The organism is Novosphingobium sp. FSW06-99, from assembly GCF_001519065.1.
Taxonomy (GTDB): Bacteria; Pseudomonadota; Alphaproteobacteria; order Sphingomonadales; family Sphingomonadaceae; genus Novosphingobium.
On sequence record NZ_KQ954258.1, the window covers coordinates 51,063 to 76,574 of the forward strand.

Below are 25,512 nucleotides of genomic sequence, written 5' to 3' on the forward strand. Positions count from 1 at the left end.
GCACACGCCCGGCTGCCCCAAAAAGCGCAATCGCGCCGCCGCAAAAACGCGCTGGACTTTGCGGCGCGGCGGATTAGCCACGGCGGCGATGACCGCAATCGACCCTATTGTGTGGAACGACTGGCACCCGGTGGCGGCGCGCTGCACGCTCGATCCCGCGCGCGCGCATACCACTGTGCTGCTGAACCAGCCGCTGACCATCGCGATCGATGGTGCAGGCACGATCACCGCGCGCCGCGACGATGGCGGGGCGCTGCACCAGGATGAACGCTATGGGCTGGTGTGGGTGTGCCTTGGCACGCCCGATCGACCGGTGCTGGTGATTGCCGAAGCCGATGAGCCCGACCGGCCCGCCGTGGTGGTCGGCGCGGTGGCGGTGCGCGCGGCGGGGCCCCGGGTGATCGAGAATTTTCTCGACCTGGGCCATCTCGGCTATGTCCACGCCGGCTATCTGGGCGATGATCCGCATACCCGCGTGCTGCCCTATAGCGTCGCCGCGCTGCCGCAGGGCGGGATCATCGCCACCGGGTGCCGGATGTACCAGCCGCAGGCCTCGCCCGCCGCGACCGAAGGCTTTGACGTTGAATATGTCTATAAAGTCGAACGCGCGCTGATCACCTGCCTTTACAAGTCGAACCCGCTCCATCGCGACCGGTTCGACGTGATCTATCTGTTTGTCCAGCCGGTGACCGAAACCACCAGCGTGGCCCACCCACTGTTGCTGTGCCTGCCCGACGGCACCACGCCGCAGGGCCTGCGCGCGTTTCAGCAGACGATCTTTTTGCAGGACAAGCCGATCCTCGAAAACCAGCGCCCCGCGCGCCTGCCGCTGGCCGATGGCGCCGACACGCCGATCGCGGCGGACAAGTCATCGGTGGCCTATCGCCGCTGGCTGTCGGCGATCGGGCTGACCTGGGGGGTGATCCCCGCGCCCGCCAAAGCTGCCCGCGCGGCATGACCAATCTGGCAACGGGCGTGTGGTATGCCATCGCCGCCGACCACGATCTGGTCGATGGCCATGTCTATCGCACCGTGCTGGGCGGGCACGAACTGGCGGTCTGGCGCGCGCAGAGCGGCACCGTGCAAGTGTGGGACGATCGTTGCCCGCATCGCGGTGTGCGGTTTTCGCTGGGCGAAGTGGTCGGCGATGACTTGCGCTGCCAATACCACGCCTGGCGCTTTGGCCCGACCGGCGCGTGCACCTTCATCCCCGCGCAGCCGCAGATGAAAGTGCCCGGCACGATCCGCGCGCGCACATGGCCGGTGGCGCAGTCGGGCGGGCTGGTGTGGACCGGGATCGATCCGGCCGGCCCTGTGCCCGACCTGCCGCCGGGCACGGTGGCGCGCGCCATCCCGATCGCCCGCCCCGCCGCCGAAGTGGCCGCAGCGCTTGTCGCACTGGAGGGGCTGGCGCCGGTCGTTCAGCCGCTCGATGCGGGAACGACCATGGTGCGCGCGATTGCCACCGATGGCGATGTGCCGCGCGCCGATCGCGTGCTGGTCGCGCTGCGGCGACGGCTGGAAAGCGCCGTATGATCCTCTACGACGCGCATCATCTGCCCGAATGTTATGCGGTGCGCCTGTTCGCCGCGCTGGTCGGTGCCCCGCTGACGCTGGTGCCGGTCGATGTCTATCCGGGGCATGAACACCGCAGCGACGATTTTCTGGCGCGCAATCCGCTCGGCACGCTGCCGGTGCTGGTCGATGGCGACACGGTGTGGACCGACTGGCAGGAAATGCTGGCGGCGCTGGCGCTGCGCCACGATGCAGCATGGTTTCCCGCGCATGATCCGGCGTTGATCGGCTGGCTGGGCATGGCGCGCGATCTGGCCGCCAGCCTTGGCCTGGCGCGGCTGATCGACACGTTTGGCGCGCCGGGCGATGCCGCTGCGGCGCGTGCGCATGCCGATGTGCTGCTCGACGAGATCGAGCGACGGCGCTGGTTTGGCGAACGCGCAGGAAAGGTCTGGGTGATGCCGCAGGCCCATCCCACGATCGCCGATGTGGCCGTGTTCGTGTTCATCGCCTTGTGCGAAGATGCCGGTCTGTCGTTGCGCGACCGCCCCGCGCTGCGCCGCTGGATCGACCGGGTGCGCTTTGCGCCCGGCTTTATCGCGATGAGCGGCGTGTTCCCGCCGATGGCCAATGTGACGCGGTAATCATCCGCGCAACTTAGCCAATTCTTTACCATGTTGCGCCACAACCGGGCCAGGAGATTGCGCAGCGGGAAGGGGTGCGATTGCGATATGGACGTTTTGCGCGGAGGCGATTTTGGCCCGGATGACCACGGGGCCGATTTCGATGACGAAATTCAGCCGCTGCCGCCGGTGATCGGCCAGGACGAACGCCGCATGCAAGTGCGCGCCTACAACTATTGGGCCGGTTTGCTGGGCAAGCGGCGGTTTCCCTCGGCCGAACGCCTGATCGCGGGCGATATGCCCGAATTCGCGCCCAATTCGGTGCTGCTGCATTTTGCCGACGGGATCGAAGACCCGCGCATTCTGGCGCTGGGCCATGCGCTGGCCGCCGAATGTGGCGAAGATCAGCAGATCGGGCGGCTCAGCCAGGTGCCCGGGCGTTCGGTGCTGTCGCGGATCACCGACCACTATCTGCAGATCATCGCCAACGAAGCGCCGATCGGGTTCGAGGCCGAATTCGTCAACGCGCGCGGCGCCACCATTCTCTATCGCGGTATCCTGCTGCCATTTTCATCCGACGATGCCAGGATCGACTACATCTATGGCGTGATCAACTGGAAGGAACTGGCCGACCAGCGCACCACCGACGAACTGATGCTCGAAATCGGCCAGGCGCTCGACGGCTCGGCCAAGGCGCGGCGGGGCAAAGCCCGTGCGCAGACCGCCCTGCCCGACGATGGCAAGGATGACGAGGATGCGTCGACGATGTCGGGCATCTGGGCCGACGGGCCGATTGCGGGGGGCGATCCCTCGCCGTGGTCCGATGATCCCGCGCCCGCGCTCGACTTGTCGCCGTTCATCGATGCGCGCGCCGATCCGGCGGCTGTGCGCCCGACCCAGGCCGAACCGCATACATTGACCGAATGGCTGGAAAAGGCACGCGCCTCGGCCTTGCGCGCGCTGGCGAGCGAGGATCGCACGCGCCAGTCGCTCTATGCCGCGATCGGTCGTGCCTGGGACTTTGCGCTGGCGGCAGAAGCCGCGCCTGCCGACTTTGCGCGGCTGGTGGCCGAAGCCGGGCTGGTGCTGCAGGATCGCGCGCCGCTGATCCCGCTGGTCAAGCTGGTGTTCGGCGCCGACTATGACAAAACACGTCTGACCGAATATGCCACGGTGCTGGGCCATGCGCGCCGTATGGGCATCGGCAAAGGCGAACTGGCCGATCTGCTGGGCGCAGCGCCGGGCGGGATCAAGGCGATCATCGCCCGCGAACGCGCCGCCCGACGCGGCGCCGATCGCGCCGCCGCCGCGCACAAGCAATGGCAACGCGCCGCGCGCGCCTTGCCCACCCGTCCGCTCAGCGCCTTGCCGCACGAAGGCGCCGAATTTGCGCTGGTGATGGTGCGCCGGGTGCCCGGTGCCGAACCGGAGATGCTCGGCGAAATTGCCGAAGATGCAGCATTGCTGGCGCGTGCCGCGCGCCATTTCGTCGATTGAGCCACCCTGTTGCGCTCCGGTTTGACCGACCGGTGCCACAATCCGGCGCAAGAACGGCGAAACGCCCCAAAAACCGGCTTTCGCCCCGCCGTTGGCCAGTGCTAGCGACCGGGGTCATGGCCATGACCTTTTTCTCTCCCCTGCACCGATCGCGCACCACGTGCTGACCAGGCACGTCTGGACCGGGCTCGGGCTGGTCCTGCTGGGCGGGCTGGGGCTGGCGGGTGTCCGCGCGGCCACCGCCAGGGGCGGCGTCGCTGCGCTCGATACCGCCGATCGGCTGCTGGCAGGTGGCGATGGCGCCATCCGACTGGCGATGGCGGCACGCTATGGCACCGATCGGGCCCAGCGCCTGCAGATGTTTGTGCCCACCGATCCGGCGCATGACCCGGCAATCACCGGCCGCGCCCTGCCGGTGGTGATATTTATCCATGGCGGCGGCTGGTACAGTGGCGACCCCCACGATTATCGCTTTATCGCGCGCATGCTGGCACCTGCCGGCTACGCGGTGGTGCTCGCCGGGTATCGTCTGGAACAGCAGGGCCGCTATCCGGCGATGCTGGAAGACGGGGCCTCCGTGTTGCGCTGGATCGCCACGCAGGCCCCGGCGCTGGGCGGCGACACCACGCAGATCGTGCTGATGGGGCATTCCGCCGGGGCCTACAACGCGGTCATGCTCGGGCTCGAACGCCGCTGGTGCGAAATGGGCGGATTGCCCGCGCACGCCGTGCGGGGGGTGATCGGGCTGGCCGGTCCCTATGATTTCCTGCCGCTCGATCATCTCAGCACGATTGCCACGTTCGGCCATGCCGACGAACCGGCGCAGACCCAGCCGATCAACCATGTGCGCGGCGACGCCCCGCCGCTGTTGCTGATCCATGGCGCCGATGATCAGCGTGTGTACCCGCGCCACAGCCTGTCATTGGCCCGCGCGATGGCCGGATGCGGCGGTAGCAGCGAAACGCACGTGATCGACGGCATCGGCCACGAAGGGCTGATCATGCGGTTTGCCCGCCCGTTTGTGCATGATCGCCGTCCGCTTGCGCATGTGCTTGATTTTCTGGCACGGGTTGCACCAACCCATGCTTCAGCGCAGGTTCAGTCAATCGACGCCTAGGAACCACCGTGAAAAGGAAAATCGCACTTTCCGCCGCGACCGCGTGCGCCCTGATCGGCGCCCTGTGCGCCAGCACCGCCGCACGCGCGCAGGAAGTCTTGCGCGATGCCGAAACCGAAAGCTTTTTTCGCGACGTGTCGGCGCCGATCATCGCGGCGGCGGGGCTCGACCCGCACAATGTCGATGTGGTCCTGCTCAACGATGGCGAGGTCAACGCCTTCGTCGCCGGGGGGCAAACCGTCTATATCAATTCGGGCCTGCTGGCGCAGGCCGATCACGCCGAGGAAGTGCAAGGCGTGTTTGCCCACGAACTGGGGCATATCGTCGGTGGCCATGTCATCCGCAGCGATGAAGGCACGCGCCCGGCAATGAATATCACCATCCTGTCGCTGTTGCTGGGCGCGGCCGCCGCCGCGGCCGGTGCACCAGAGGCGGGGCTGGGCATTTTTGCGGCGGGTGAAACCGCCGCGATGGGCAAATATCTGGCGTTCAGCCGCGCGCAGGAAGCCACCGCCGATGCGGCCAGCGTCAAATTCCTGTCGGGCGCGGGGATTTCCGGGCGCGGATCGGTCAACTTTTTCAAGAAGCTGCAGAACCTGGAATATCGCGCCGGGTTTCACCGCACCGAAGATTCCGAATTTTCCAGCACCCACCCGATGACCGATGACCGCCTGACGACCTTGCAGGATGCGTTCGAGCATGACCCGGCCTGGACGAAACCGGAAAACCCCGATCTGCAGCGCCGGTTCCTGCGCATCAAGGCCAAGCTCTACGGCTATCTGGCCGATCCGCAGCAAGTGCTGATCGCCTATCCCGACTATATGACCGATGTGCCCGCGCACTATGCCCGTGCCTATGCCTATCACAAACAGGCGTTCATGGACAAAGCCCTGGCCGAAACCGATGCCATCCTGGCGCAGGAACCCGATGATCCCTATGCGCTGGAACTGAAGGGCCAGGTGCTGCTCGAATCCGGCCATGCCGCCGAGGCAATCCCGCCGCTGCGTCGCGCGGTCGATCTGACCCGCAACCAGCCGCTGATCGCCACGACGTTTGGCCATGCCCTGCTGGCAACCGAAGACCCGGCCAATTTTTCCGAGGCCGAACGCGTGCTCAAGGCCGCGGTGGCCAAGGATCACGACAATCCGTTTGCCTGGTACGAACTGGGCGTAGTCTATGAATCCGAAGGCGATAATCCCCGCGCCCGCCTGGCCAGCGCCGAACAGTTGCAGATGGAAGGCCACTTTGCCGAATCGCTGCGCAATGCCCAGGCTGCCGAGGCGACATTGCCGCAGGGATCGCCCGACTGGCTGCGCGCGCAGGATATCGCGATGAGTTCACGCGCGATGATTGAGCGCACGCGCAAGAACAAGTAGGGATCGGCCCATGCAACTGTCTCCCCGTCTTCGCCTGCTGGTCCTGCTTGTCGCGCTGGCCGGCATCACCATCGCCTCGCTGGGGTGGTACCGCGCCAGCCGTACCGCAGCGGGCAGCGACGATGTGTCGGCGCAACTGGCGCGCGCGGGGATCGATCCGGGCCAGCGTGCCGCGTTCGAAAGCCTGGTGCGTGCCTATATCCTCGATCACCCCGAAGTGCTGCCCGAAGCGATGGACCGGTTGCAGGCACGCGAAACCGCCGACCGGCTGAAACCGGTGCGCGCCGCGCTGGAAACCCCGTTTCCCGGCGCGGTGCTGGGCAATCCGGCGGGTAAAGTGACGCTGGTCGAATTCACCGACTTTGCCTGCACGTTCTGCCGGGGCAGCGTCGCCGATATCCAGGCGCTGATCGCCGCCAATCCCGATCTGAAAGTGGTGCTGCGCGAATTGCCGATCATCGCGCCTGAAAGCGAGCCTGCCGCACGCATGGCGCTGGCCGCCGCCGCGCAAGGCAAATTCGCCGCCTATCACGCCGCAATGTTCGCCGGGCCGCGCCCCGACACGGCCAGCATCGCCGCCGCCGCCACCAGGGCCGGGCTGGATCTGGCCACCGCGCAGGCCTTTGCCAAGCGCGCCGAAGTGCAGACGGAAATCGAACACAACCTGGCCTATGCCCGCAATCTGGGCATCAACGGCACCCCCGCCTTTGCCATCGGCGGCCAGATCATTTCGGGCGCGGTCGGCAAGGACAAGCTGCAAGAGGCCGTCGACGCCGCGCGCAAGGGGTGATTTGCCCGCGATGACACCGCGCACCGGCGATGCCAGGGCAGCGTGGCCACAATCGAAGCCACGCCTATTGCACGAGCCGCGCGTTCTGGATCGTCATGGTAAACAGCGCCTGCAAGGCCGCGCTGATGCTCTGGTCGGTGCTCACCTGGTAGAACAGCGGCTGGCCAAGGGCATTTTTCGAAGCACAGCTTTGCAAGGCCGGGACCAGCGTGTCGGTCGGATTGATTTCGTTGTATTCATAGGAATAACCCGAAGAGATGGCACTGGGCAGATACTGGGTATAAAGGACTGCGATCTGCACGTTGAGCTTGGTCTTGATCTGGTTGCACATCGCAATGTCGGTGGCGGTCAACGGTCCGCGTGCCAGGCCCGAGATCCCTTCGGCGCTGCTGGCGGAGTTGTATTCATCCACCATCCCGTCGGTGATCAGCAACAGCACTTCTTGTGGCGTCGAGGTGCTCGCGCCTGACCCGGCAGACGGCATCAGATTGTACATGGAATTGAACATGCGCGTGAAATCTGAGGCCCAGTCATAGGTTAATGTCACAGACGAGTTGGGTTTGTCATTGGCAACCCAGTAATCGACATTGGTCGTGCTACCCAGATTGGGGACGGTCAGCGTCTTATAGTTGGTCGACGTCAACGTCTGCATCGTGCTGAAGCCGGTGATTGCCGTTGCCGAAGTACCCGACGTGCCGCTGCCATTGCCAGAAGTCGCGTTGGCGAACTGGTACATCTGGAACCCATAGGTCGTCTGGAATTGCTGCGACATGTTATAGGCATAGGGGATCAGGTCTTGCAGGGCCTGCGAGGCATCATTGATACGCAGGTCGATCGTTGACGTCGATCCGCCATAGACCAGACCATAGTTTTGCGTGATCCAGTACCCATCGGCAAAATACCCCGATGAAGGTGCAGTTGTTTTTTTCCCGGCTGTATCATAATAATTACCGCTGCAACTCGTGTCGTTGCTCGCGACTGCGGTACAAAGCATATAGGTCTGATTGCTTCCGGCAGACGTGCTATACGTCGCACTGGGCACATAGATATAATACGTTGTGCCGTTCACCTTCACTGTCGGTATGTTTACGACGTTCGAAGACGGAGGGGTTTGCACGTGACAAGCAAACGCACACCCGCCGGTCGCGCCTTGCAACAGCGAGATGCCTGTCGTGGTCGAAGGAATCAGCATCGACGGCGAGGTGTCGACGGCAATGTAGAAATTGATATTCGGCGGTTGCGAGGCGTTGGCCGTGGACGAGCCGGTGATGGGCAGCGTGGTCAGACCGATCAGCGAGCTGAACATCGTCGGTACCGCAGCGGTGTACGTCAAGGTAACCGTGCGCAAATAGCCGGTGCACTGCGCCACCGTCGACGTGGTCTGGGGCGTCACGGTGGGCGTGGGATAGCCGTTGGGAAACGTCACCGACGAGGAAAAGCTGGTCACTTCGGACTGAAACATCGCACTGACGGCAGAGCTTGCGATCGCGCTGGGTTCGCACAGCATGCTTGGGTCCACCCCGGCCAGCACGGCAGCATCTGCTGCAGCATTGAGCTGGGTCTGGATCATCTCGGCATTGGCATAATCGACGCCAAAGCCGGCTGCGGCCAACATCGGGATAAAGGACGCCGCCACGATCAGCAGAACATTGGCGCGCGTGTCGGCGCGCAAACGGCTGGCGATACGGCCGATCCGTATCACGATCCGTCGCACTGGGGCTGCTGGAAATGTCATGGGCATGATCGCAAGACCTAGTTGAGCCGGGGGCTCATGTAGATGATATCCGACATCGGTATCGTGGTGGCAGATGTAAAGCTGATTGCCGGGGTGTAGGTGTAGGTGATCTGCCCGACGAACAGATAGCCACCAGCCGTGCCAACCTGGGTCTTGTTGGCAACGCCGGGGGACAGATTGCTGCAGACATCCGAACCATCGGGCGAAGTCGGGATCAGCGGCGAACCCGCCGGGACCATGGTGGACGGGATCGGCACAACACTCGCAGACGATTGGACCGCGGTGGTGCTGGGCAAAGTGCCCGCCGTCAGGGTGGAGGTGGCCGAAGTGGCCGTGCCGGCAGCCATCTGCGCGACGGTCTGGGTTTGCGCCTGTGTCCACACAACATAGGCATTTGTCTGATCGCAGATCCTGAGCAGGGAAATCTGTTCAGTGGCATTGCCGACATTGTAAGGGGTCAACACCACAGCGCTCGAACTGAGAATCGACGTTGCCGAAAACGTGGTCGGAGCCCCCGCAATCGATGTCGGCGAATAGGCGCGCGTCGCCATGTCGGTCAGCGCGCGCGTCGCCAATGTCACCCTGCGATTGCACGAAATCATGTCCGAGACGACAAAGCTGCCCAGATACAGCATCCCCAGGAACGGCACGCAGATGGCAAATTCGACCAACGCAGAGCCGCTTTGATCACGCCCCAGCCGCCTCAACATGTCGTAACCACAGCTGGGGTGGTTGGGCACGAATAGGATTCGGTTACGACCACTTGTGTGGCGACAAGTTCGCGGCTGTTGGTCTGATCGTTGGCGATATTGCTGCTCAGGCTGAAACCCAGCAGACTGGACAGCGTGGGCCACAGATAGACCAACTGCACCACCAGAATCTGGCCCTGCCCGCCGGTGCTGCCCGTGTTGTAGACGGTGCCGCTGGCCGTGCCGCTGCCATTGTTGGTCAGCGCCCCGCTGCTGTTGAACGTAAAAGTCGGCGCCGTGTTGGCATCACTGCTGGTGGTGGCCGCCGTCGCACTGGTGGCGCTGCCCACATCGGTCACCACGACGCTAAGCTGGCTGCAATTCAGGAAGGGCGGCAACAGACTGCCATTGCCGTAAGTGACAGCCGTCGTTCCGCCCGACGGTATATAGCTCAACTGGCCGCAAATCGCCTGCTGAAACTGCGCACCGCTCATGCCCGACGTACCGCTTGCGCTGGTGCTCGTCTGAAAGGTTTGCGCCTGGCCCGTCAACAGCAAACGCGCCGCACTTTCTGCGGCGGTTTCAAGCCCCTCTTGCGCCAAAAAGGCCAGCGCGGTTTGCAGGATTGCCACGATCAGCGCAACCAGAGCCGGGGTGACGATGGCCATCTCGATCACCGCCGTGCCATCGCGATCGCGCACCAGCGCGGCAAAGCCGCGCCCGGCACACCGCAACTGGTTTTTCGACGACAAGGCCATTGGTCCACCCACACAAAGCACTGGTCAAGAGTACTACCGGTGGAGCATTAAAAAGCTGTAAACCTGTCGGCTACGGCGCGTTTCGAGGGTTAATACGGACGCAATCCCTTGCCGAACCCACACATGGCGCCGCGCGCGGTCGCGCCGTCAGGCACCCTGGCCCGCGCTTTCCAGACCATGCCCGTGCGGCCCGGTTTCGTGGCGCCACAGCAGCACGACCGAGGCCAGGGCGCACAGGCTGACCGCGCCAAAGAACAGCAGCACTGCGTCATAGCCCGCCGGGTTGGTCGGTCCGGCGCCCGCGCGATCGGCAAAGAACCCCGCGCCCAGGTTCGACGCGCCGATACCCAGCGCCTGGATCAACGTGATCAGCCCCAACCCGGTGCCCAGTTGATCGCGCGGCACGATCATGGTCGTCGCGGGCCAGATCACCGCCGGCACCAGCGACCAGCTTATCCCCATCAGCACCGTCGACAGCCACGGCGACCAATGGGTCAGGCCCAGCATCGCCAGCGTGACCGGCAACAGCACCGTGCCGAACACCAGCATCAGCGCGCGGTGCCCGAACTGGTCGGCAATCACCCCGAACACCGGCGTGGCAAAGATCGCCGCCATGAACACCCCCGAATTGCTGAGCGAGGCCGCCTGCAGGGTCATGTGCTTGGCGTGTTGCAGGTATTCCACCGCATATGTCTGGCGAAAGGGAAAGAACACCGAGGCATAGAGCACGTGCAGCGCCAGAATGTACCAATAGGCAGCATCAAAGCGCAACCGGCCCCAGCCATGCGGCGCCCGATGCGGCCCGGCCCGATCACGCGCCGCCGGGCCTTGCGGTCGGCGCGAATCGAGCATCCAGAACACCGCGGCCGCGACCAGGCCCAGCGCGGTGATCCCCGCCCCCAGCCACAGCGGCGCCTGCCACCCGGTATCATAGAGCGGCCTGGCCCAGGTCGACGAACTGTTGCACAAGGCAGAACCGACCCGCGCCATCGATAGCCACAGCGCGGTCGCCAGCGCCACGCCGCGCCGGGGGAACCACAGCGCCAGTCCCGCGATCAGCGCCATGAAGATCGCCCCTTCGGCCACGCCAAAGATCAGTCGCCCCAGCCACATCACCCAGTATGGCGTGCCGAGCGCGGTCAGGCACGCGCCGACCAGGCCGATCGCCGCCGTCCACAGCGCCATGCGCGCCGCGCCATAGCGATCGATCAGCACCCCGCCGATCAGCGCCAGCACCACACTGGGCCAATAGATCGCGGCGTTCAGGCTGCCGATCTGGCTTTGCGCAAAACCACGCTGGCGGATCAGCAGATCGGCGATTTCGCCAATCACGTCGGTTTCGTAATAGGTCGCCATGATGGCCAGCGCAGCCACCGCCAGCGCCAGCCAGCGCAACGGCACCGCCGGCACGTCCGCATCGGCTTCTTCGCCGCCGAGCGGTTCCACAACTCCTGCCACACCCGTCCCCCTGCGTAAAAGTCTGGGTCGAAACGCGCGAAAGGGCGCGTTTCGAAGTCGGTACCGGCCCGCTCCCCCACCCGACCACCCTACCATAGGTATCCTATGGGTGGTCGGGTGGGGGAGCGGGCCGGTGCCGACTTCCCGACACGGCAGTGTTGGGCCAGACGCTGATCAGCGCAGGCTATGGAACGATGTGGCGCCTGTCTACACGAACAGGAAATTGGCCGAGGTGAGCTGCCCCACGCTGACATTGTCGAGCACCAGTTGATCGTGCGTGTCATAGGTGATCACCACGTTGTTGCCCGACTGGTGCATCGCGCCTTCAAGCGCGGCAAAATTGGCGAACAGGCCGGTGTCGAACTGGATCACTTCATGCGCGGCGGCTCCCGGGGAATAGCCGTTGATCGTTTCGTTGCCGAACCCTTTGTGAAACACGAAGGTGTCGCCCGTGCCGGTGACATTGATGGTGTCGCCCGCTGCACCGATCACCAGCGCGTCCGACGCCGTCGCGGCGATGGTCGAACCCGACTTGCGCGCACAATCGAGCACCACCGTCCCGACCGGAACGGCCGTTTCCTGCACCACCAGCGGATCGTCGCCCACCGCCAGCGTGACCGAGGTGACATCGTGATAGACCGCGATCGGCGCGGTTCCGAGCATCGGATCATAGACATCGACAGTGGCCAACATCCGCGTAAAGTCGATCGTGTCGGTGTGCACGGTCGGCGCGATTTCGCTGTGGGTGGTGTTGTTCCAGACCGTCTGTTCGTCCCAGATGATCAGGTCAAAGGTGCTGGTGGCCTTTTGCAGCAGGATCGAATGGGTCGTGCTGTCCGCCCCTGCGATCGAATAGGCCAGGGTGCCGGGGCTGAAACTGGCGGGTCCACCGCCCAGGATCTGCGTCAGATCGTGCAGCGCGACCGCGATCGGCTTGGCCGTGTTGGTATAGTCGAACAGGCCATAGTGATTGCCCACCAGATCGTTCGAAGGATCGGGATAGGCATCGAGCAATTCATAGAGAAACACCGTCGCCGCACCCGCCGACTTGGCGTCGAACACCATGTCGAGATCATAGATCGCCTGGACATGGGCATCGACCCCGCCCGACTGGCTGCCGAGCGTCGAATAGCCCGTCTCGGTCACCACGAACGGCTTGCCCACAGGAAACGAGGCGATGTTGTTGTCGAGATACCACAGGGGTGGATTGCCGTTGATCGCATAGGGATGGATCGAGGCATAGTCATAGCCGGTGGACGACACTGCCCCGGCATTCATGGTGTAGCTGTAGATCGTCGTGCCCGCGAGCACCGGGTTGGCGGCAACATCGGCATAGAGCGCATTCTGATAGGCGATCGCCGCCGGCGCCCCGGTCAGGCCATCGTAGCTTGCGCCGAAATTGTTGATTTCGTTCGGCCCCTCGATCGCGACGATCGAACCGGGGTGCGCAGATTCAAACGTGGAAAGCTGCGTCATCGTCGCGGGCAACGCGTTCGAGGTGTAGAGCAGCATGTCGAACCGGATGCCGTCGCTGGCGGCCAGATTATAGGCGGCCCGCCCCGACATCGTGCTGAAATAGCTGGCCGTGCGGATCAGACTGACGCCGATATAGCTCAGATCCGCCAGCACGGTCTGCATATTGGCATATTTGCCGTCGGTGTAATCGATCGCGGCATTGACCCCGATCGAGGCGACAAAGCTTTTGGTGCTGATGGCGACGGTGGTGGCGGTGGTCCTGGTCATGACCGCCATGATCGGTCACAACAGTTTTTAATAATTCTATATGACTGGTAAATGTCATTTTATATCAAGTACGATTGACAGTAAAAAAATAAATTATGAACGTTATATAGCTCTTCGCCTACGAAAAATTACTTAAAATCTCCCCCTGAAGGGGAGGGGCTTTGCAAGTACAGCGCTTCACATGGTCACTTCGACCACCAGCGGATCGCTGCCCAGCGACAGTGTGGCCGCGCCGACACGGTGCCACGCCGCCACGGGCGCGGTGCCGCGCAAGGGGTCATAGACCGTGATGGTGGCAGGCGCCCTGGCGAAGCGGATGGTGCGCGCGCGCTCGGCGCGAGCAATCGCATGGTTGGCCTGATGGTCCCACAACGGTGCCTCGTCCCACACCACCAGATCGAACACCCCAGGGGCCTTTTGCAGCAACAGCGTGCGTGCAGCGTCGGGCGCGGTGAAATCGAGCGCGCCGGGCGCGCCATGCACGGCGTTGGCTGTCAGGATCCGGGCCATGGTGTGCAGTGCGACCGCAATCGGCTTGGGCTGGTTGGCATAGTCGAACAGGCCGAAATGCTTGCCCGCCGCGATCCCGCCCGGATCGGCATAGGCATCGCGCAATTCATAGAGATAGACCGCCGCCGCGCCCGCGCTGGTGGCATCGAAGATCATGTCGAGGTTGTAGATCGCCTGCGCCCGGGCATCGACCCCGTCCTTGGCCACCCCGTCCTTGCCGCCGATCAGCGTGGGATAGCCGGTTTCGGTTACCACAAAGCGTTTGCCCGGCGGCACTTTGGCGATGTTGTTGTCGAGAAACCAGCGCGGCGGGCGCCCGTCGACCGCGTAAGGATGGATCGCGGCAAAGTCATAGCCGGTGACCGACGTCGCCCCGGCATTCATGGTGTAGCTGTAGACCCGCGTGCCGCGCAGCACCGCATCGGCGGCGACGCGCGCATAGAGATCGTCCTGAAACGCCACCGCCGCCGCCGCGCCTGCCAGCCCGCGATAATGTGCGCCGAAATTGTTGATCTCGTTGGGCCCCTCGATCACCGCCACACTGCCCGGATGGTCGGCGGCAAAGCGCGCCATCTGCGCCACGGCGGCATCGAGCCGGTCGGTGGCATTGAGCACCATGTCGAACCGCACCCCGGCCTTTGCCGCCAGGTGGTAGGACCATTCGCCGGTCATGCCATGCCACCACGCGCCGGTGCGGATGGTGTTGATGCCAATATAGTCGAGATCGGCCAGCACGCTGGCCACATCGGCGTATTTGCCATCGGTGTAATGGATCGGCGCCCCCACCCCCAGCGAGGCGAGAAAGGCACTGGCAAGCATCGCGACGGTTTGGGGCACAGCGTTTGACACCTTGCGAACAGCGGATGCGCCCAGCCTTGGATCAACGCCGCACCCGGTAAAGCGCAAGAAACACCGAAACGGCCCAATGACTTGCATGCGGGCGCGCGGGCGGGCGCAGGTTTGCTTTGACAGGGGATCGGAAAACGATATCAATTGTTATGAAATATCAGAATCGGCGCGGTTCCTGCCTGACAATGGGCGGGGTCGACGCCGGGATTGCGGGACCAGGATGCGAAGGATCGCCCGATGAGGAACGCCGTGCTGTGCCTGCTTGCGCTGGCCTTGCCTGCGCCAATTTCGCCCGCGCTGGCACAAATGCCCCCGACCGTGCAGGAACTGGGCACGCCTTTGCCGCAACGCGGCCCGGCGCGGGTCTATGCCGCCACGTGCGGCTATTGCCATGGCACCAATGTCGGGCCGATCCTGCTGGGCCGCCATTTGCCCGCCGACTATGTCGCCAAGATGGCGCGCACCGGACGCGGCGGCATGCCCGCGTTCCGCCCCAGCGAAGTGACCCCTGCCGAACTTGCCGCGCTGGCCGCCTGGATCAGCGCATCACCCCGCAACCCGGCGGAGCACGGCCAATGAGCGGACCGACCATCGACCGGCGCGGCCTGCTGGGTGCGGGCGTCGCCGCCGCCGCCACGCTGGGGATTGCCGACAGCGCGCTGGGCCAGGGCGCAGTGCTGGCACCGGGCGTGGGCAAGGCCGATCTGGCCGCCGCGCTGGCAGGGTTTCGCGGTGTGGTCGGCGCCGAATGGGTGGCCGGCGATGCCGAGGCGGTAGTTCCCTGGACCAAAAGCTATGTGCCCGATCCGGGCGGGCGCCATGCGCCGGTCGGCGCGGTGTGCCCCGCCAGTGTCGAAGAGGTGCAGGCGATCCTGAAAATCGCCAACCAGTACCGCCAACCGCTGTGGCCGGTCAGCACCGGCAAGAACATGGGCTATGGCAGCACCACCACCGCCGCGCCGGGCCAGGTGGTGCTCGATCTGAAACGGATGAACCGTATCCTGTCGGTCGATGCCGAACTGTGCACCGCGCTCGTCGAACCGGGCGTGACCTATCAGCAATTGCGCGATTATCTCGACGAGCACCACATTCCGCTGTGGATCGATGTGCCCACTGTCGGCCCGATCGTGGGCCCGGTGGGCAACACGCTCGATCGCGGTGTCGGCTATACGCCCTATGGCGAACACTTCATGGTCCAGTGCGGGATGGAAGTGGTGCTGGCCAATGGCGACATTCTCAGGACCGGGATGGGCAGCACCAGCAACCCGTCGGCCTGGCAGGCGTTCAAATGGGGCTATGGCCCTTATCTCGACGGCATTTTCACGCAGTCGAATTTCGGTGTGGTGACCAAGATGGGGCTGTGGCTGATGCCCGCGCCGCCGGTCTACAAACCGCTGGTGATCCGCCACAAACAGGTCGAGGACGTGTCGCGCATCGTCGATGCCATGCGCCCGCTGCGGATCGCCAATATCGTGCCCAATGTCGTGTTGATGATGTCGGCCGGATACCAGGTGGCGATGTTCCACCGGCGCGGCGAAGTCTACAGCGGCACGGGGCCGGTGCCCGACGAGGCATTTGCGCGGTTTGCCGCCGCGCACGATCTGGGCATGTGGAACACCTATATCGCGCTCTATGGCACCGAGGCGATGGTGGCCGAAAGCGAACGCATCATCCGCGGCGCCTTTGCCGCGATCGATGGCGAAGTGATGACCGCCGACCAGATGCAGGGCAACCCGTGGTTCCACCACCACGCCACGCTGATGCGCGGCGGGCTCAGCCTGGAGGAAGTGGGGCTGGCGCGGTGGAAGGGCGCGGGCGGCGGCCTCGCCTGGTTTGCCCCGGTGGCGCCCGCCAAAGGCAGCGAAACGATCGGGCAGATTGCGCTCGCCAAGCAGATTTTGGGCCGCCACGGGTTCGATTACACCTCGGCCTTTGCGATCGGCAGCCGCGAACTGCACCACATCATCGCACTGCTCTATGACAAGAGCGACCCGGATGAAGAACGTCGCGCCGATGCCTGTTATCGCGATCTGGTCACCGGGTTTGGCGAGCATGGCTGGGCCAGCTATCGCACCGGTGTCCATGCGATGGATCTGGTGGCGCAGCAATATGGCGAAACCAATCGCACGGTAAACGCCGCGATCAAGCACGCGCTCGACCCCAACCATATCCTTGCCCCCGGCAAATCGGGGATCGCGTGATGCGCGCGCGGCTGATGATCGCGCTGCTGGCGCTGACCTTGTGGACAATTCCGGCCCATGCCGCCGACGCCCCGCCGCTGAAGATCGAGGTGCTGCGGACCAGCGCCGGTTCGCTCTATGCCAATATGACGCTGATCGAGGGCGAACACGACGCCGTGCTGGTCGACGCGCCGTTCACGCTGGCCGACGCGCATCGCGTGGTGGCCATGGTGCTCGACAGCGGCAAGCACCTGACCACGGTGTTTGTCACCCACGATCACCCCGATCACTATTTCGCGATGGAGGTGATCGCCGATGCCTTTCCCGACGCGCGGATCGTGGCGCACCCGACCGTGGTGGCCGATATCTGGCGATCGCTGCCCTTCAAAGTCAAACGCTGGGGGCCGCTGCTGGGCGCCAATGGCCCGCGCCATCCCTCTGCCCCGCAACCCTTGACCGGCGACACCATCAGTCTGGAAGGCCAGGATCTGAAAGTGCTGGGTCCGATGGCGGGCGACCATGTGCATGCCACCGCGCTGTGGGTGCCATCACTGCGCGCGCTGATTGCGGGCGATCTGGTGCACAACCAGATGTTCCTCTGGATGGGCGAACACACGCCGGCCGATATTGCCGCCTGGGGCCGGTCGCTCGACACATTGGCCGCGTTGCACCCGCTGGTTGTGGTGGCCGGTCATGCCCGGCCCGGCCTGCCCAACGACATCAGCGGGCTCGATTTCAGCCGTCGCTATATCGCCGCCTGGCCCGGTCTGGTCGCCGCATCGCATTCCAGCACCGAATTGCGCGCCAAAGTCGTCGCCGCCTTCCCCGACGCCATCGATATTCTGGGCGATTTCCTGCTCGGCAATTCGGCGCGGGTGGCCAAGGGCGAACAACCCGCCTGGCAGGAGTAGCACCGATGCGGTTTGACGGAAAAGTGGCCCTGATCACCGGCGCGGCCACCGGCATTGGCCGCGCCACGGCCATCGCCTTTGCCCAGGCCGGGGCCGCCGTGATGATCGGGGATATCGATCCGCGCGCCGAAGACACCGTGCGCGCGATTGTTGCAGCGGGCGGCAGCGCGGCGTTCCGCCCGACCGACGTGCGACAGGCGCCCGCGCTCGACGCGCTGGTGGCGGCCTGCCTCGATACGTATGGCCGGATGGATTGCGCGTTCAACAACGCCGGGGTGCTGCCCCCGCAGCGCCCGATCCACGAGGTGACCCCCGACGAACTAGACCTGGCCATCGATGTCGATTTCAAGGGGGTGTTTTTCGCGATGCAGGCCGAAATCCGCCATTTCCTGCAAGTCGGCGGCGGAGCGATCGTCAACACCGCCAGCGTCGGCGCGCTGATCGCCGACCCCAACATGAGCGCCTATTGCGCGATGAAGCACGCCGTCGCCGGGCTGACCAAGGCCGCCGCGGTCGAATATGCCCGCGCCAATATCCGCACCAATTGCATCGCACCCGGCTTTGTGGTCACCCCGATGACGCAGCACTGGGCGCAGAGCAACGCCTTTACCGACATGTTCTTTGCCCAGAACATTTCCGGCCGCGCCGCCCAGCCCGAAGAAATCGCCCCGACCGTGCTTCATCTGTGCAGCGATGCAGCCAGTTTCATCAACGGCGCCACGATCGTGATTGACGGCGGGCAGACCGCGCATTGAGTTGCGTCGGCAATTCCTGACCACGGGCCGGTGTCAGGCTGAATGACTGGAAACGCCCATTTGCAGCCGCTTCTCTGATCAGCTATCGGCGCTGTATGAATGTCTTAGCCAAGCATTTCACCGTTTGTTGCTGCCTGCTTTTCGGGTTGCCCGAGTATGGGCTTGCGCAGCACATGAACGCAACGGACGCGCCGTGCCGCAATAGCGTAGTCACGGCCGACCTGACCCAGTGCCTTGATCAAGCGGAACGATCGGCAGACGACGATTTGAATAAGACGTATCAAACCATCGCTAAGGTTCTGACAGTCGAAGAACGCCCAGCCCTTTTGACTGCCCAAAGACTTTGGCTACGCTACCGCGACGCCTCATGCTCCGCCGAGCGAAGCCTTTATGGTGGAGGAACAGGGCAGGGCCCTGCATTTCTCGCATGCATGGAAGCTGAGACAAGGCACCATACCGCCGAATTGCGCACCGCTTATTGGTGGCGAGTTGAGAAATTCTCGCCTTGAGGGAATGTCCGATAACCTCCAAAATAGGTCGTTCAGGCACGCGGAAATATTTAAGGACGCTCTGTTCAAGTTCTGAAACGACCCAACCAAAATCTTCTCTGGACCGGGGAGGGGGACCGCCCTACTTCGGCTGCTGCTTGCGCAGCCGCTCAGAGTAACCTGCGTCTTTGGCGCAGGGTGGTGGAGGGGCGCCCACCGGATTGCGCAATGCTGCGAAGATGAACCAAGCCCTCGAGCATGATTCGCGTATTTTCAATATTTTACCAAGACGTGAAGCCCCTCCACCTGCTTCGCTGGTCCCCCTCCCCATTTTGGGGAGGATCGAATACTATCAGGTTTGGCTGTCGGGGTCGTCGCAGCGTTTTTCGGGAAACGGACTTGATCAGCGCTTTGCCTCGTTCGCCTTCACCGCAGAAACAGCTCTGCCGCAGCATCGATGATCGCCTCGCTATCCAGGCGATAGGCGCGATAGAGGTCGGGCAGATCGCCGGTCTGGCCAAAGCGGTCGGTGCCCAGCGGGCTGACGCGGTGGCCGCGCACGCCTCCCAGCCATGACAGCGCCGCCGGCGACCCGTCGAGCACGGTGATCAGCCCGGCGCCCGGCGCCAGCGGCGCCAGCAGCGCTTCGGCGTGGCACGAAACCGGAGCTCTGCCCTGCCAGCGCGCCGCGCGCCGCGCGGACCAGCCCCGGTGCAGCAGATCGGGCGATGTGACATTGAGCAGGCCAAGGCCCGGAATGTCGTCGGCCAGTTGTTCCCACGCCGCCAGCGCCTCGGGCGCGACCACGCCGGAAAACACGATCGCCGCCTCTGCCCCCTCGGCGGGGCGACGCAGCCAATAGCCACCGGCCAGCGCATTGGCCTGCCACGCATCGTCGCCGCGCACTTCCTGCGCGATCGCGCGGGTCGACAGGCGCAGATAGACCGATCCGCCATCAGGGCGCTGCATCAGGTCAAAGGCATGCGCCATCATCACCGCCACTTCGTCGGCAAAGGCAGGCTCATAGGCGGTAAGGCCGGGCTGGCCCATGCCGATCAGCGGGGTGTTGATCGACTGGTGCGCGCCGCCTTCGGCCGCCAGCGTCAGCCCCGCCGGGGTGCCGACCAGCAGAAAGCGGCTGTCCATGTAACAGCCATAGTTCAGCGCATCGAGCCCGCGCGCGACAAACGGATCATAGACCGTGCCGACCGGCAGCAACCGCGTGCCGAAATGCGGCCCGGCCAGCCCGAACGCGGCCAGCGCCAGAAAGAAGTTGTTTTCGGCAATGCCCAGTTCGACATGCTGGCCCGCCGCATGCTGGAGCCATTTCTGCGTCGAGGGGATTTTGGCCTGCAGGAACACGTCACCCAGTTCCTGGCGCCGGAACAGCCCGCGCTGGTTGACGAACGCGCCCAGATTGGTGGTCTGCGTCACGTCGGGCGCGGTGGTCACCAGCCGGTCGGCCAGCGGCGCGCCCGATTTGGCCAGATCCATCATCACGCGGCCAAACGCGGCCTGGGTCGATTGCGTATCGCCTTCGGGAAAGGGGATCGCGGGCACCGGAATCGCCGGCGCGGCGGCCTCGGCACGGTGGTGGGCGATCGGGCTGGCATCGACAAACGTCTGCAGGGCGCGCGCGGCATTGTCGCCCAACCCGCACCACTTGTCCCATTCGTGCCCCGGCGTGATGCCCAGTTGCGCGCGGAACTGGTCCATCTGCGTCGGGCTCATCATGCCCGAATGGTTGTCCTTGTGCCCGGCCAGCGGCAGCCCGTGGCCCTTGACGGTATAGGCAATGAACAGCGTCGGGCGTTCGTCATTGGCCGCGTCAAACGCATCGATCAGCGTTTCAACGCAATGGCCGCCCAGATTGCCCATCAACCGGGCCAGCGCCGCATCATCAAAGCTGTCGAGCAGGCCACGGACATGGCGCCGTCCCCCCAGATCGGTCATCAACCGCTCGCGCCAGGCCGCCCCGCCCTGATAGGTCAGCGCGGCGAATTCGGCATTGGGGCAACTGTCGATCCACTCTTCCAGCGCCTTGCCGCCGGGGCGGGCAAACGCCTCGCGCTGGAGCCGGCCGTGTTTCAGCGTGATCACTCGCCAACCGCAGGTTTCGAAAATATCATCGAACCGGCGGAACATGCGGTCGGCGGTGGTGGCATCGAGCGACTGGCGGTTGTAATCGACCACCCACCAGCAATTGCGCAAATCGTGCTTGTAGCCCTCGATCAGGCATTCGTAGATATTGCCTTCATCAAGCTCGGCATCGCCCATCAGCGCGATCATCCGCCCGGCATCGGCCTGCCGCAATTGCCCGTGCGCGATCAGATAATCCTGCACGAGGCTGGAAAAGGCAGTGATCGCCACGCCCAGCCCGACCGACCCGGTCGAAAAATCGACCGGAATGGTGTCCTTGGTGCGGCTGGGATAGCTTTGTGCCCCGCCCAGCCCGCGAAAAGCCTGCAACTTGTCGCGCGTCTGGTTGCCCAACAGGTAATGGATCGCATGCAGCACCGGCCCGGCGTGCGGTTTGACCGCAACTTTGTCGTTCGGCCCCAGCGCGTGAAAATAGAGCGCCGCCATGATCGCGGTCATCGATGCGCAACTGGCCTGATGCCCGCCCACTTTCAAACCATCGCGCTTTGGCCGCAGATGGTTGGCATTGTGGATCGTCCACGACGACAGCCACAGCAGCCGCTGTTCCAGCGCGTCGAGCGTCGCGATCAGGTCCTGCCGGTCGGTGGAAAGCGTCGTCGTCATCGGCCAATGCCCTTTGTGCGCTGCGCGGTGCATCGCGTCAGATGTGCCCGGATTAGCGCCGACGGGCGGGGCATGTCCTTGCGAAATCGGCTGGCAAATTGAACTTAACTGGCATGATCTGCCAATTTCTGGCACATTTTGAACATCACTGCCGCCAATGGGAGATATCATGCCAGATCGTCGCATCGATTCGATCGACCGCAGCATTCTTGACGAACTGCAACACGACGGGCGGATGACCAACCAGGAGCTGTCGGAGAAAGTCGGCCTGTCGCCATCGCCCTGCCTGCGGCGGCTGCGCGCGCTGGAGGCCGACGGGGTAATTTTCCGCTATGTCGCGCTGGTCGATCCGATCACCGTCGGCCTGCCGGTCACCGCGTTCATCCGCGTCCGGCTCGATCAGCAGGACGACCGCCATCTGGCCCTGTTCGAAGCCGCCGTGGCCGAATTTCCCGAAGTGATGGAATGCTATCTGATGACCGGCGATGCCGATTACCAGTTGCGTATTCTGGTCGATTCGCTGGGCGCGTTCGAGGATTTCCTGCGCCAGAAACTCACCCGCATCGAAGGCGTGGGCCAGGTCACCACCAGTTTTGCGCTGCGCCCCGTGGTCTATAAGACCGCCTTGCCGCTGTAGCGTCGGCCCGTCATGCAGGATTGCTTGACACATGATGCCCGCCCGTCTTTCGCAGATTGCGGCAAATCATGCGAAAGGGCCGAATATCCATGCGGATATGGTTGCGCAATCCGGCGGCAATCCTGGCCGAACAGGCCGCCGGCGGGGTGGTTATCGATGGCGGGGTGATCGCCGAACTGATCGCAGCGGGACGCAGCCCGTCGGCGCCGGTCGATCAGACGATCGATGCCGGGGCGCATGTCGTGCTGCCCGGGCTGATCAACACGCACCATCATTTCTATCAGACGCTGACCCGCGCGCATCCCGCCGCGATCAATCGCGGGTTGTTCGACTGGCTGGGGGCGCTCTATCCGATCTGGCAACGCCTGACGCCCGACGCGATCGCGCTGTCGAGCGAGCTGGCGATGGCCGAATTGCTGTTGTCGGGCGTGACATGCGCCGCCGATCATCACTATGTCTTTCCGGCAGGGCTGGAACAGGTGATCGATACCCAGGTCGATGTCGCGCGCAAGCTGGGCCTGCGCGTGGTGCTGACGCGCGGATCGATGAGCCTGTCGCAAGATGACGGCGGGCTGCCGCCGCGCGAAGTGGTGCAAAGCCATGACGCGATCCTGGCCGACAGCGAGCGCCTGCTGGCGCACCATCACGATGCCGCACCCGGCGCGATGGTGCAGATCGCGCTGGCGCCCTGTTCGCCGTTTTCGGTCACGCCGGAATTGATGCGCGATACCGCCGCGATGGCGGCGGCGCATCACTGCCGGTTGCACACCCATCTGGCCGAAACCCATGACGAAACCGCATTCTGCCTGGCCAGCTTTGGCCGCCGCCCGCTCGACCATCTCGAAGCGCTCGGCTGGATGGGGCCGCAGACCTGGCTGGCGCACGGCATTCATTTCGATCCGGCGGAAATCGTACGGCTGGGCGCGGCGGGGGTGGGTGTGGCGCATTGCCCGACATCGAACATGACGCTCGGTTCGGGCCAGTGCCGCACGCTCGATCTGGAGGCGGCGGGCAGCCCGGTCGGGCTGGCGGTCGATGGATCGGCCTCCAACGATGCCAGCAACATGATGGAAGAAGTGCGCCATGCCCTGTTGCTGGGCCGCCTGACTTATGGCGCCGACAAAGTGACCCATCTCGACGCCTTGCGCTGGGGCACGCAAGGGTCGGCGGCGTGCCTGGGGCGTGCCGATATCGGCCGCCTGGCAGTGGGCGCACAGGCCGATCTGGCGCTGTTCCGGCTCGACCGCGACTTGCGCTTTTCGGGCGGGCACGACCCGCTGGCGACGCTGGTGCTGTGCGGCGCCTCGCGCGCCGACCGGGTGATGGTGGCCGGGCGCTGGGTGGTCGAAGACGGCGAAGTGATCACCACCGACACCGCCGCGCTACGCGCCCGGCACCACGCGCTGGCGCGTCAACTGTTCGCCTGAAACAACCGGTCGAGCGCACCGCACAGCCGGTCGGTCAGCACATCGGGCATCGCCAGTTGCGGGACATGGCCGCAATCGAGCGTGATGCGCGCGGCGCCCGGAGACAAGGCCTGCATCGCGCGTTGCAGCCGGATATCGATCGAGCGGTCCTGCAAGGCCTCGACATAGATACGAGGGATGCGGCCATAGCGTTCGGCACTGAGCCGGGGGGCGACCGCGCGCCCGGCCTCTGGTTGCGGGCGCAGATGGGCGGCGGCCTGGCGCGCCGCGTCGGGCGGGCAATCGTGCAGAAATATGTCGAGCGCGGCCTGTGGGGGCACCGCGCTCATCGCGCCGCCGTGGCTCCATTCGAGATAGGGCCCGATCCCGCCGAAATCGCCCGCTGGTTGCGCCGCGATCAGATCGGCAAAGCGCATGCCCGATGGCAGCATCATGCCGACCAGATAGACCAGCGCGGCAACCCGGTCGGGCACCCGTTCGGCCACCTGGCTGGCGGCCAGCCCGCCGCCGCTGTGGCCCAGCACCACGCAAGGGCCGGGCTGATCGGCCAGCACCCGCGCCACATGCGCGGCCTGGCAATCCAGCCCGTTGCCGGTCAGCGGTTGCGGGTTCCAGCCGTTGCCGGGCAAATCCACCGCCACGCTGCGCCAGCCGCGCGCGGCCAGCAAGGGCCGCCACGCCTCGAACGCCCAACTGCCCTGCCATGCGCCATGGATCAGCACGATGGTGCCGATCATGCCGCGGCCTCAGCCATAGGTCGCGGCATAGCGTTCGGTCAGATGCGCCTCGGTGGTGATCGGCGGGTATCGCGGCACTTCGCCCGGATCGAGGCACGTGGGCAGGCATTCGACCACATAGTCGCGGTTGCCGGTGAAGAAGAACGGCACCGAATAGCGTTCGCGGCCCGACCTGTTGATCACCCGATGCGGGTTTGACTGGAACCGGTGGTTGGTCCACCGCGCGATCAGGTCGCCCAGATTGACCACATAGGCCCCCGCGATCGGCGGCGCATCGAACCACGCGCCACTCGCCACGTCCTGCACTTGCAACCCGCCCGCATCGTCCTGCAGCAACAGCGTGACCGAACCGAAATCGGTATGCGCGCCACAGCCCTTTTCGCCCGGTTCGCCCTGCGCGGGCTGGGTCGGATAGTGCAACAGCCGCAGGCGGCACGCGGGATCGCGGGTGAACCCGGCGAAATGATCGGCGGGCAGATCGAGCGCCAGCGCAAGCGCGCGCATCACCTGTACCGCCAGCCCGCGCGCCGCTGCGAAATAGGCCGCCATCGTCGCGCGAAATTCGGGCAGGCCCTCGGGCCACTGGTTCGGCCCGACCCCGAACCGCCCGGCCAGCACCGCCGGATCGTCGGGCGCGATATCGGGCCCGATATAGAACCCCTCTTTCAGATCGGGCGGCGACCCAGCCTCCAGCGTCTGGGCCTTGAGCGGTTCATAGCCCAGTGCGTGGTGAACGCGGCGCAAATGGACCGCCTGCTTGGCCGCATCGTCCAGCGCGAAAAACCGCGCGCTTTGCGCGAACACCGCGTCGATCAGCCCGGCATCGATGCCGTGGCCGGTCAGGTAGAAAAAGCCGTGCCGCCGCGCCGCTGCGCGCAAAGTGGCAATCGCATCGGCGTCACCGGCAAACAGCCGATCCCCGTCCAGCACCGGAATATCGATACCATCGGTCAT

Annotated in this window: 23 protein-coding genes; 14 read left to right on the forward strand and 9 right to left on the reverse strand. The window is 64.7% G+C overall.

The window, feature by feature from the left end:
* The first annotated feature begins 88 nt into the window (after positions 1-88).
* The 7 genes from AQZ49_RS14125 to AQZ49_RS14155 all read left to right on the forward strand — a co-directional run bounded on the left by AQZ49_RS14125 (position 89) and on the right by AQZ49_RS14155 (position 6,918).
* Positions 89-958 carry an aromatic ring-hydroxylating oxygenase subunit alpha gene (locus AQZ49_RS14125; RefSeq protein ID WP_067617139.1) on the forward strand — a complete coding sequence of 290 codons (870 nt, stop codon included), beginning with the start codon at positions 89-91 and terminating at the stop codon, positions 956-958.
* Entirely contained in the window at positions 955-1,536 is a 582-nt protein-coding gene (locus AQZ49_RS14130; protein ID WP_067616769.1) for a Rieske (2Fe-2S) protein, read from the forward strand. The genes AQZ49_RS14125 and AQZ49_RS14130 overlap by 4 nt, the downstream gene beginning before the upstream one ends.
* Positions 1,533-2,159: a glutathione S-transferase family protein gene (locus AQZ49_RS14135; RefSeq protein ID WP_067616771.1), complete on the forward strand. Its 627-nt coding sequence runs from the start codon at positions 1,533-1,535 to the stop codon at positions 2,157-2,159. The genes AQZ49_RS14130 and AQZ49_RS14135 overlap by 4 nt, the downstream gene beginning before the upstream one ends.
* 87 nt (positions 2,160-2,246) lie before the next feature.
* Positions 2,247-3,635, forward strand: coding sequence for a PAS domain-containing protein (locus AQZ49_RS14140; RefSeq protein WP_067616773.1), 1,389 nt, complete (start codon positions 2,247-2,249; stop codon positions 3,633-3,635).
* 160 nt (positions 3,636-3,795) lie between these two features.
* Entirely contained in the window at positions 3,796-4,752 is a 957-nt protein-coding gene (locus AQZ49_RS14145; RefSeq protein ID WP_231739240.1) for an alpha/beta hydrolase, read from the forward strand.
* A 20-nt stretch (positions 4,753-4,772) separates the two neighbouring features.
* On the forward strand, positions 4,773-6,128 hold the full coding sequence (locus tag AQZ49_RS14150; protein ID WP_156428325.1) for a M48 family metalloprotease: 1,356 nt from the start codon (positions 4,773-4,775) through the stop codon (positions 6,126-6,128).
* A 10-nt stretch (positions 6,129-6,138) separates the two neighbouring features.
* Complete coding sequence (locus AQZ49_RS14155) at positions 6,139-6,918, forward strand: DsbA family protein (RefSeq protein WP_067616778.1); 780 nt, start codon at positions 6,139-6,141, stop codon at positions 6,916-6,918.
* Between the two features lie 64 nt (positions 6,919-6,982).
* On the opposite strand, the gene AQZ49_RS14160 is transcribed toward AQZ49_RS14155, so the two are convergent.
* The 6 genes from AQZ49_RS14160 to AQZ49_RS14185 all read right to left on the reverse strand — a co-directional run bounded on the left by AQZ49_RS14160 (position 6,983) and on the right by AQZ49_RS14185 (position 14,648).
* Complete coding sequence (locus AQZ49_RS14160) at positions 6,983-8,590, reverse strand: pilus assembly protein TadG-related protein (RefSeq protein ID WP_197411048.1); 1,608 nt, start codon at positions 8,588-8,590, stop codon at positions 6,983-6,985.
* Positions 8,591-8,670: 80 nt separating this feature from the next.
* Complete coding sequence (locus tag AQZ49_RS14165; protein WP_197411049.1) at positions 8,671-9,324, reverse strand: hypothetical protein; 654 nt, start codon at positions 9,322-9,324, stop codon at positions 8,671-8,673.
* Positions 9,325-9,356: 32 nt separating this feature from the next.
* The gene (locus AQZ49_RS14170; protein ID WP_067616785.1) at positions 9,357-10,100 is read right to left on the reverse strand and encodes a TadE/TadG family type IV pilus assembly protein; all 744 of its coding nucleotides are present in this window, start codon (positions 10,098-10,100) and stop codon (positions 9,357-9,359) included.
* Between the two features lie 147 nt (positions 10,101-10,247).
* Positions 10,248-11,558 carry an MFS transporter gene (locus AQZ49_RS14175; RefSeq protein WP_067616787.1) on the reverse strand — a complete coding sequence of 437 codons (1,311 nt, stop codon included), beginning with the start codon at positions 11,556-11,558 and terminating at the stop codon, positions 10,248-10,250.
* Positions 11,559-11,765: 207 nt separating this feature from the next.
* Positions 11,766-13,301 (reverse strand): calcium-binding protein, encoded by a 1,536-nt coding sequence (locus AQZ49_RS14180; RefSeq protein ID WP_067617146.1) that lies wholly within the window; start codon positions 13,299-13,301, stop codon positions 11,766-11,768.
* A gap of 177 nt (positions 13,302-13,478) precedes the next feature.
* Entirely contained in the window at positions 13,479-14,648 is a 1,170-nt protein-coding gene (locus tag AQZ49_RS14185; protein ID WP_156428308.1) for a calcium-binding protein, read from the reverse strand.
* A gap of 249 nt (positions 14,649-14,897) precedes the next feature.
* Here AQZ49_RS14185 and AQZ49_RS14190 point away from each other — a divergent pair, with 249 nt between their 5' ends.
* The 5 genes from AQZ49_RS14190 to AQZ49_RS23010 all read left to right on the forward strand — a co-directional run bounded on the left by AQZ49_RS14190 (position 14,898) and on the right by AQZ49_RS23010 (position 19,015).
* The gene (locus AQZ49_RS14190) at positions 14,898-15,239 is read left to right on the forward strand and encodes a c-type cytochrome (RefSeq protein WP_067616791.1); all 342 of its coding nucleotides are present in this window, start codon (positions 14,898-14,900) and stop codon (positions 15,237-15,239) included.
* Positions 15,236-16,861, forward strand: a complete 1,626-nt coding sequence (locus AQZ49_RS14195) for an FAD-binding oxidoreductase (protein ID WP_082701795.1) — start codon at positions 15,236-15,238, stop codon at positions 16,859-16,861. The genes AQZ49_RS14190 and AQZ49_RS14195 overlap by 4 nt, the downstream gene beginning before the upstream one ends.
* A complete protein-coding gene (locus AQZ49_RS14200) occupies positions 16,861-17,751 on the forward strand; it encodes an MBL fold metallo-hydrolase (RefSeq protein ID WP_067616793.1) in 891 nt (296 codons plus the stop codon). Before AQZ49_RS14195 ends, AQZ49_RS14200 begins: the two co-directional genes overlap by 1 nt.
* A 5-nt stretch (positions 17,752-17,756) precedes the next feature.
* Positions 17,757-18,506, forward strand: a complete 750-nt coding sequence (locus AQZ49_RS14205; protein WP_067616794.1) for an SDR family NAD(P)-dependent oxidoreductase — start codon at positions 17,757-17,759, stop codon at positions 18,504-18,506.
* A 173-nt stretch (positions 18,507-18,679) separates the two neighbouring features.
* On the forward strand, positions 18,680-19,015 hold the full coding sequence (locus tag AQZ49_RS23010; RefSeq protein WP_369819134.1) for a lysozyme inhibitor LprI family protein: 336 nt from the start codon (positions 18,680-18,682) through the stop codon (positions 19,013-19,015).
* 405 nt (positions 19,016-19,420) lie between these two features.
* Here the strand turns inward: AQZ49_RS23010 and AQZ49_RS14210 are convergent, their stop codons facing one another.
* The gene (locus AQZ49_RS14210) at positions 19,421-21,757 is read right to left on the reverse strand and encodes a transketolase (protein WP_067616796.1); all 2,337 of its coding nucleotides are present in this window, start codon (positions 21,755-21,757) and stop codon (positions 19,421-19,423) included.
* Between the two features lie 169 nt (positions 21,758-21,926).
* Between AQZ49_RS14210 and AQZ49_RS14215 the strand changes: the two genes are divergently transcribed.
* The gene (locus tag AQZ49_RS14215) at positions 21,927-22,394 is read left to right on the forward strand and encodes an Lrp/AsnC family transcriptional regulator (RefSeq protein ID WP_067617153.1); all 468 of its coding nucleotides are present in this window, start codon (positions 21,927-21,929) and stop codon (positions 22,392-22,394) included.
* 89 nt (positions 22,395-22,483) lie between these two features.
* Positions 22,484-23,821, forward strand: coding sequence for an 8-oxoguanine deaminase (locus AQZ49_RS14220; RefSeq protein WP_156428310.1), 1,338 nt, complete (start codon positions 22,484-22,486; stop codon positions 23,819-23,821).
* Here AQZ49_RS14220 and AQZ49_RS14225 read toward each other — a convergent pair.
* Entirely contained in the window at positions 23,806-24,558 is a 753-nt protein-coding gene (locus tag AQZ49_RS14225; protein WP_067616799.1) for an alpha/beta fold hydrolase, read from the reverse strand. The two genes, AQZ49_RS14220 and AQZ49_RS14225, sit on opposite strands and share 16 nt — an antisense overlap.
* Before the next feature lie 9 nt (positions 24,559-24,567).
* Positions 24,568-25,512, reverse strand: coding sequence for an isopenicillin N synthase family dioxygenase (locus AQZ49_RS14230; RefSeq protein WP_067616800.1), 945 nt, complete (start codon positions 25,510-25,512; stop codon positions 24,568-24,570).

What these genes read in the sequence shown, in the direction of transcription:
- AQZ49_RS14125 (WP_067617139.1), top strand. Translation starts at nt 89, where the DNA reads ATGACCGCAATCGACCCTATTGTGTGGAACGACTGGCACCCGGTGGCG.
- AQZ49_RS14130 (WP_067616769.1), top strand. Translation starts at nt 955, where the DNA reads ATGACCAATCTGGCAACGGGCGTGTGGTATGCCATCGCCGCCGACCAC.
- AQZ49_RS14135 (WP_067616771.1), top strand. Translation starts at nt 1,533, where the DNA reads ATGATCCTCTACGACGCGCATCATCTGCCCGAATGTTATGCGGTGCGC.
- AQZ49_RS14140 (WP_067616773.1), top strand. Translation starts at nt 2,247, where the DNA reads ATGGACGTTTTGCGCGGAGGCGATTTTGGCCCGGATGACCACGGGGCC.
- AQZ49_RS14155 (WP_067616778.1), top strand. Translation starts at nt 6,139, where the DNA reads ATGCAACTGTCTCCCCGTCTTCGCCTGCTGGTCCTGCTTGTCGCGCTG.
- AQZ49_RS14170 (WP_067616785.1), bottom strand. Translation starts at nt 10,100, where the DNA reads ATGGCCTTGTCGTCGAAAAACCAGTTGCGGTGTGCCGGGCGCGGCTTT.
- AQZ49_RS14180 (WP_067617146.1), bottom strand. Translation starts at nt 13,301, where the DNA reads ATGACCAGGACCACCGCCACCACCGTCGCCATCAGCACCAAAAGCTTT.
- AQZ49_RS14190 (WP_067616791.1), top strand. Translation starts at nt 14,898, where the DNA reads ATGAGGAACGCCGTGCTGTGCCTGCTTGCGCTGGCCTTGCCTGCGCCA.
- AQZ49_RS14195 (WP_082701795.1), top strand. Translation starts at nt 15,236, where the DNA reads ATGAGCGGACCGACCATCGACCGGCGCGGCCTGCTGGGTGCGGGCGTC.
- AQZ49_RS14200 (WP_067616793.1), top strand. Translation starts at nt 16,861, where the DNA reads ATGCGCGCGCGGCTGATGATCGCGCTGCTGGCGCTGACCTTGTGGACA.
- AQZ49_RS14205 (WP_067616794.1), top strand. Translation starts at nt 17,757, where the DNA reads ATGCGGTTTGACGGAAAAGTGGCCCTGATCACCGGCGCGGCCACCGGC.
- AQZ49_RS23010 (WP_369819134.1), top strand. Translation starts at nt 18,680, where the DNA reads ATGAACGCAACGGACGCGCCGTGCCGCAATAGCGTAGTCACGGCCGAC.
- AQZ49_RS14210 (WP_067616796.1), bottom strand. Translation starts at nt 21,757, where the DNA reads ATGACGACGACGCTTTCCACCGACCGGCAGGACCTGATCGCGACGCTC.
- AQZ49_RS14215 (WP_067617153.1), top strand. Translation starts at nt 21,927, where the DNA reads ATGCCAGATCGTCGCATCGATTCGATCGACCGCAGCATTCTTGACGAA.
- AQZ49_RS14220 (WP_156428310.1), top strand. Translation starts at nt 22,484, where the DNA reads ATGCGGATATGGTTGCGCAATCCGGCGGCAATCCTGGCCGAACAGGCC.
- AQZ49_RS14225 (WP_067616799.1), bottom strand. Translation starts at nt 24,558, where the DNA reads ATGATCGGCACCATCGTGCTGATCCATGGCGCATGGCAGGGCAGTTGG.
- AQZ49_RS14230 (WP_067616800.1), bottom strand. Translation starts at nt 25,512, where the DNA reads ATGACCGATGGTATCGATATTCCGGTGCTGGACGGGGATCGGCTGTTT.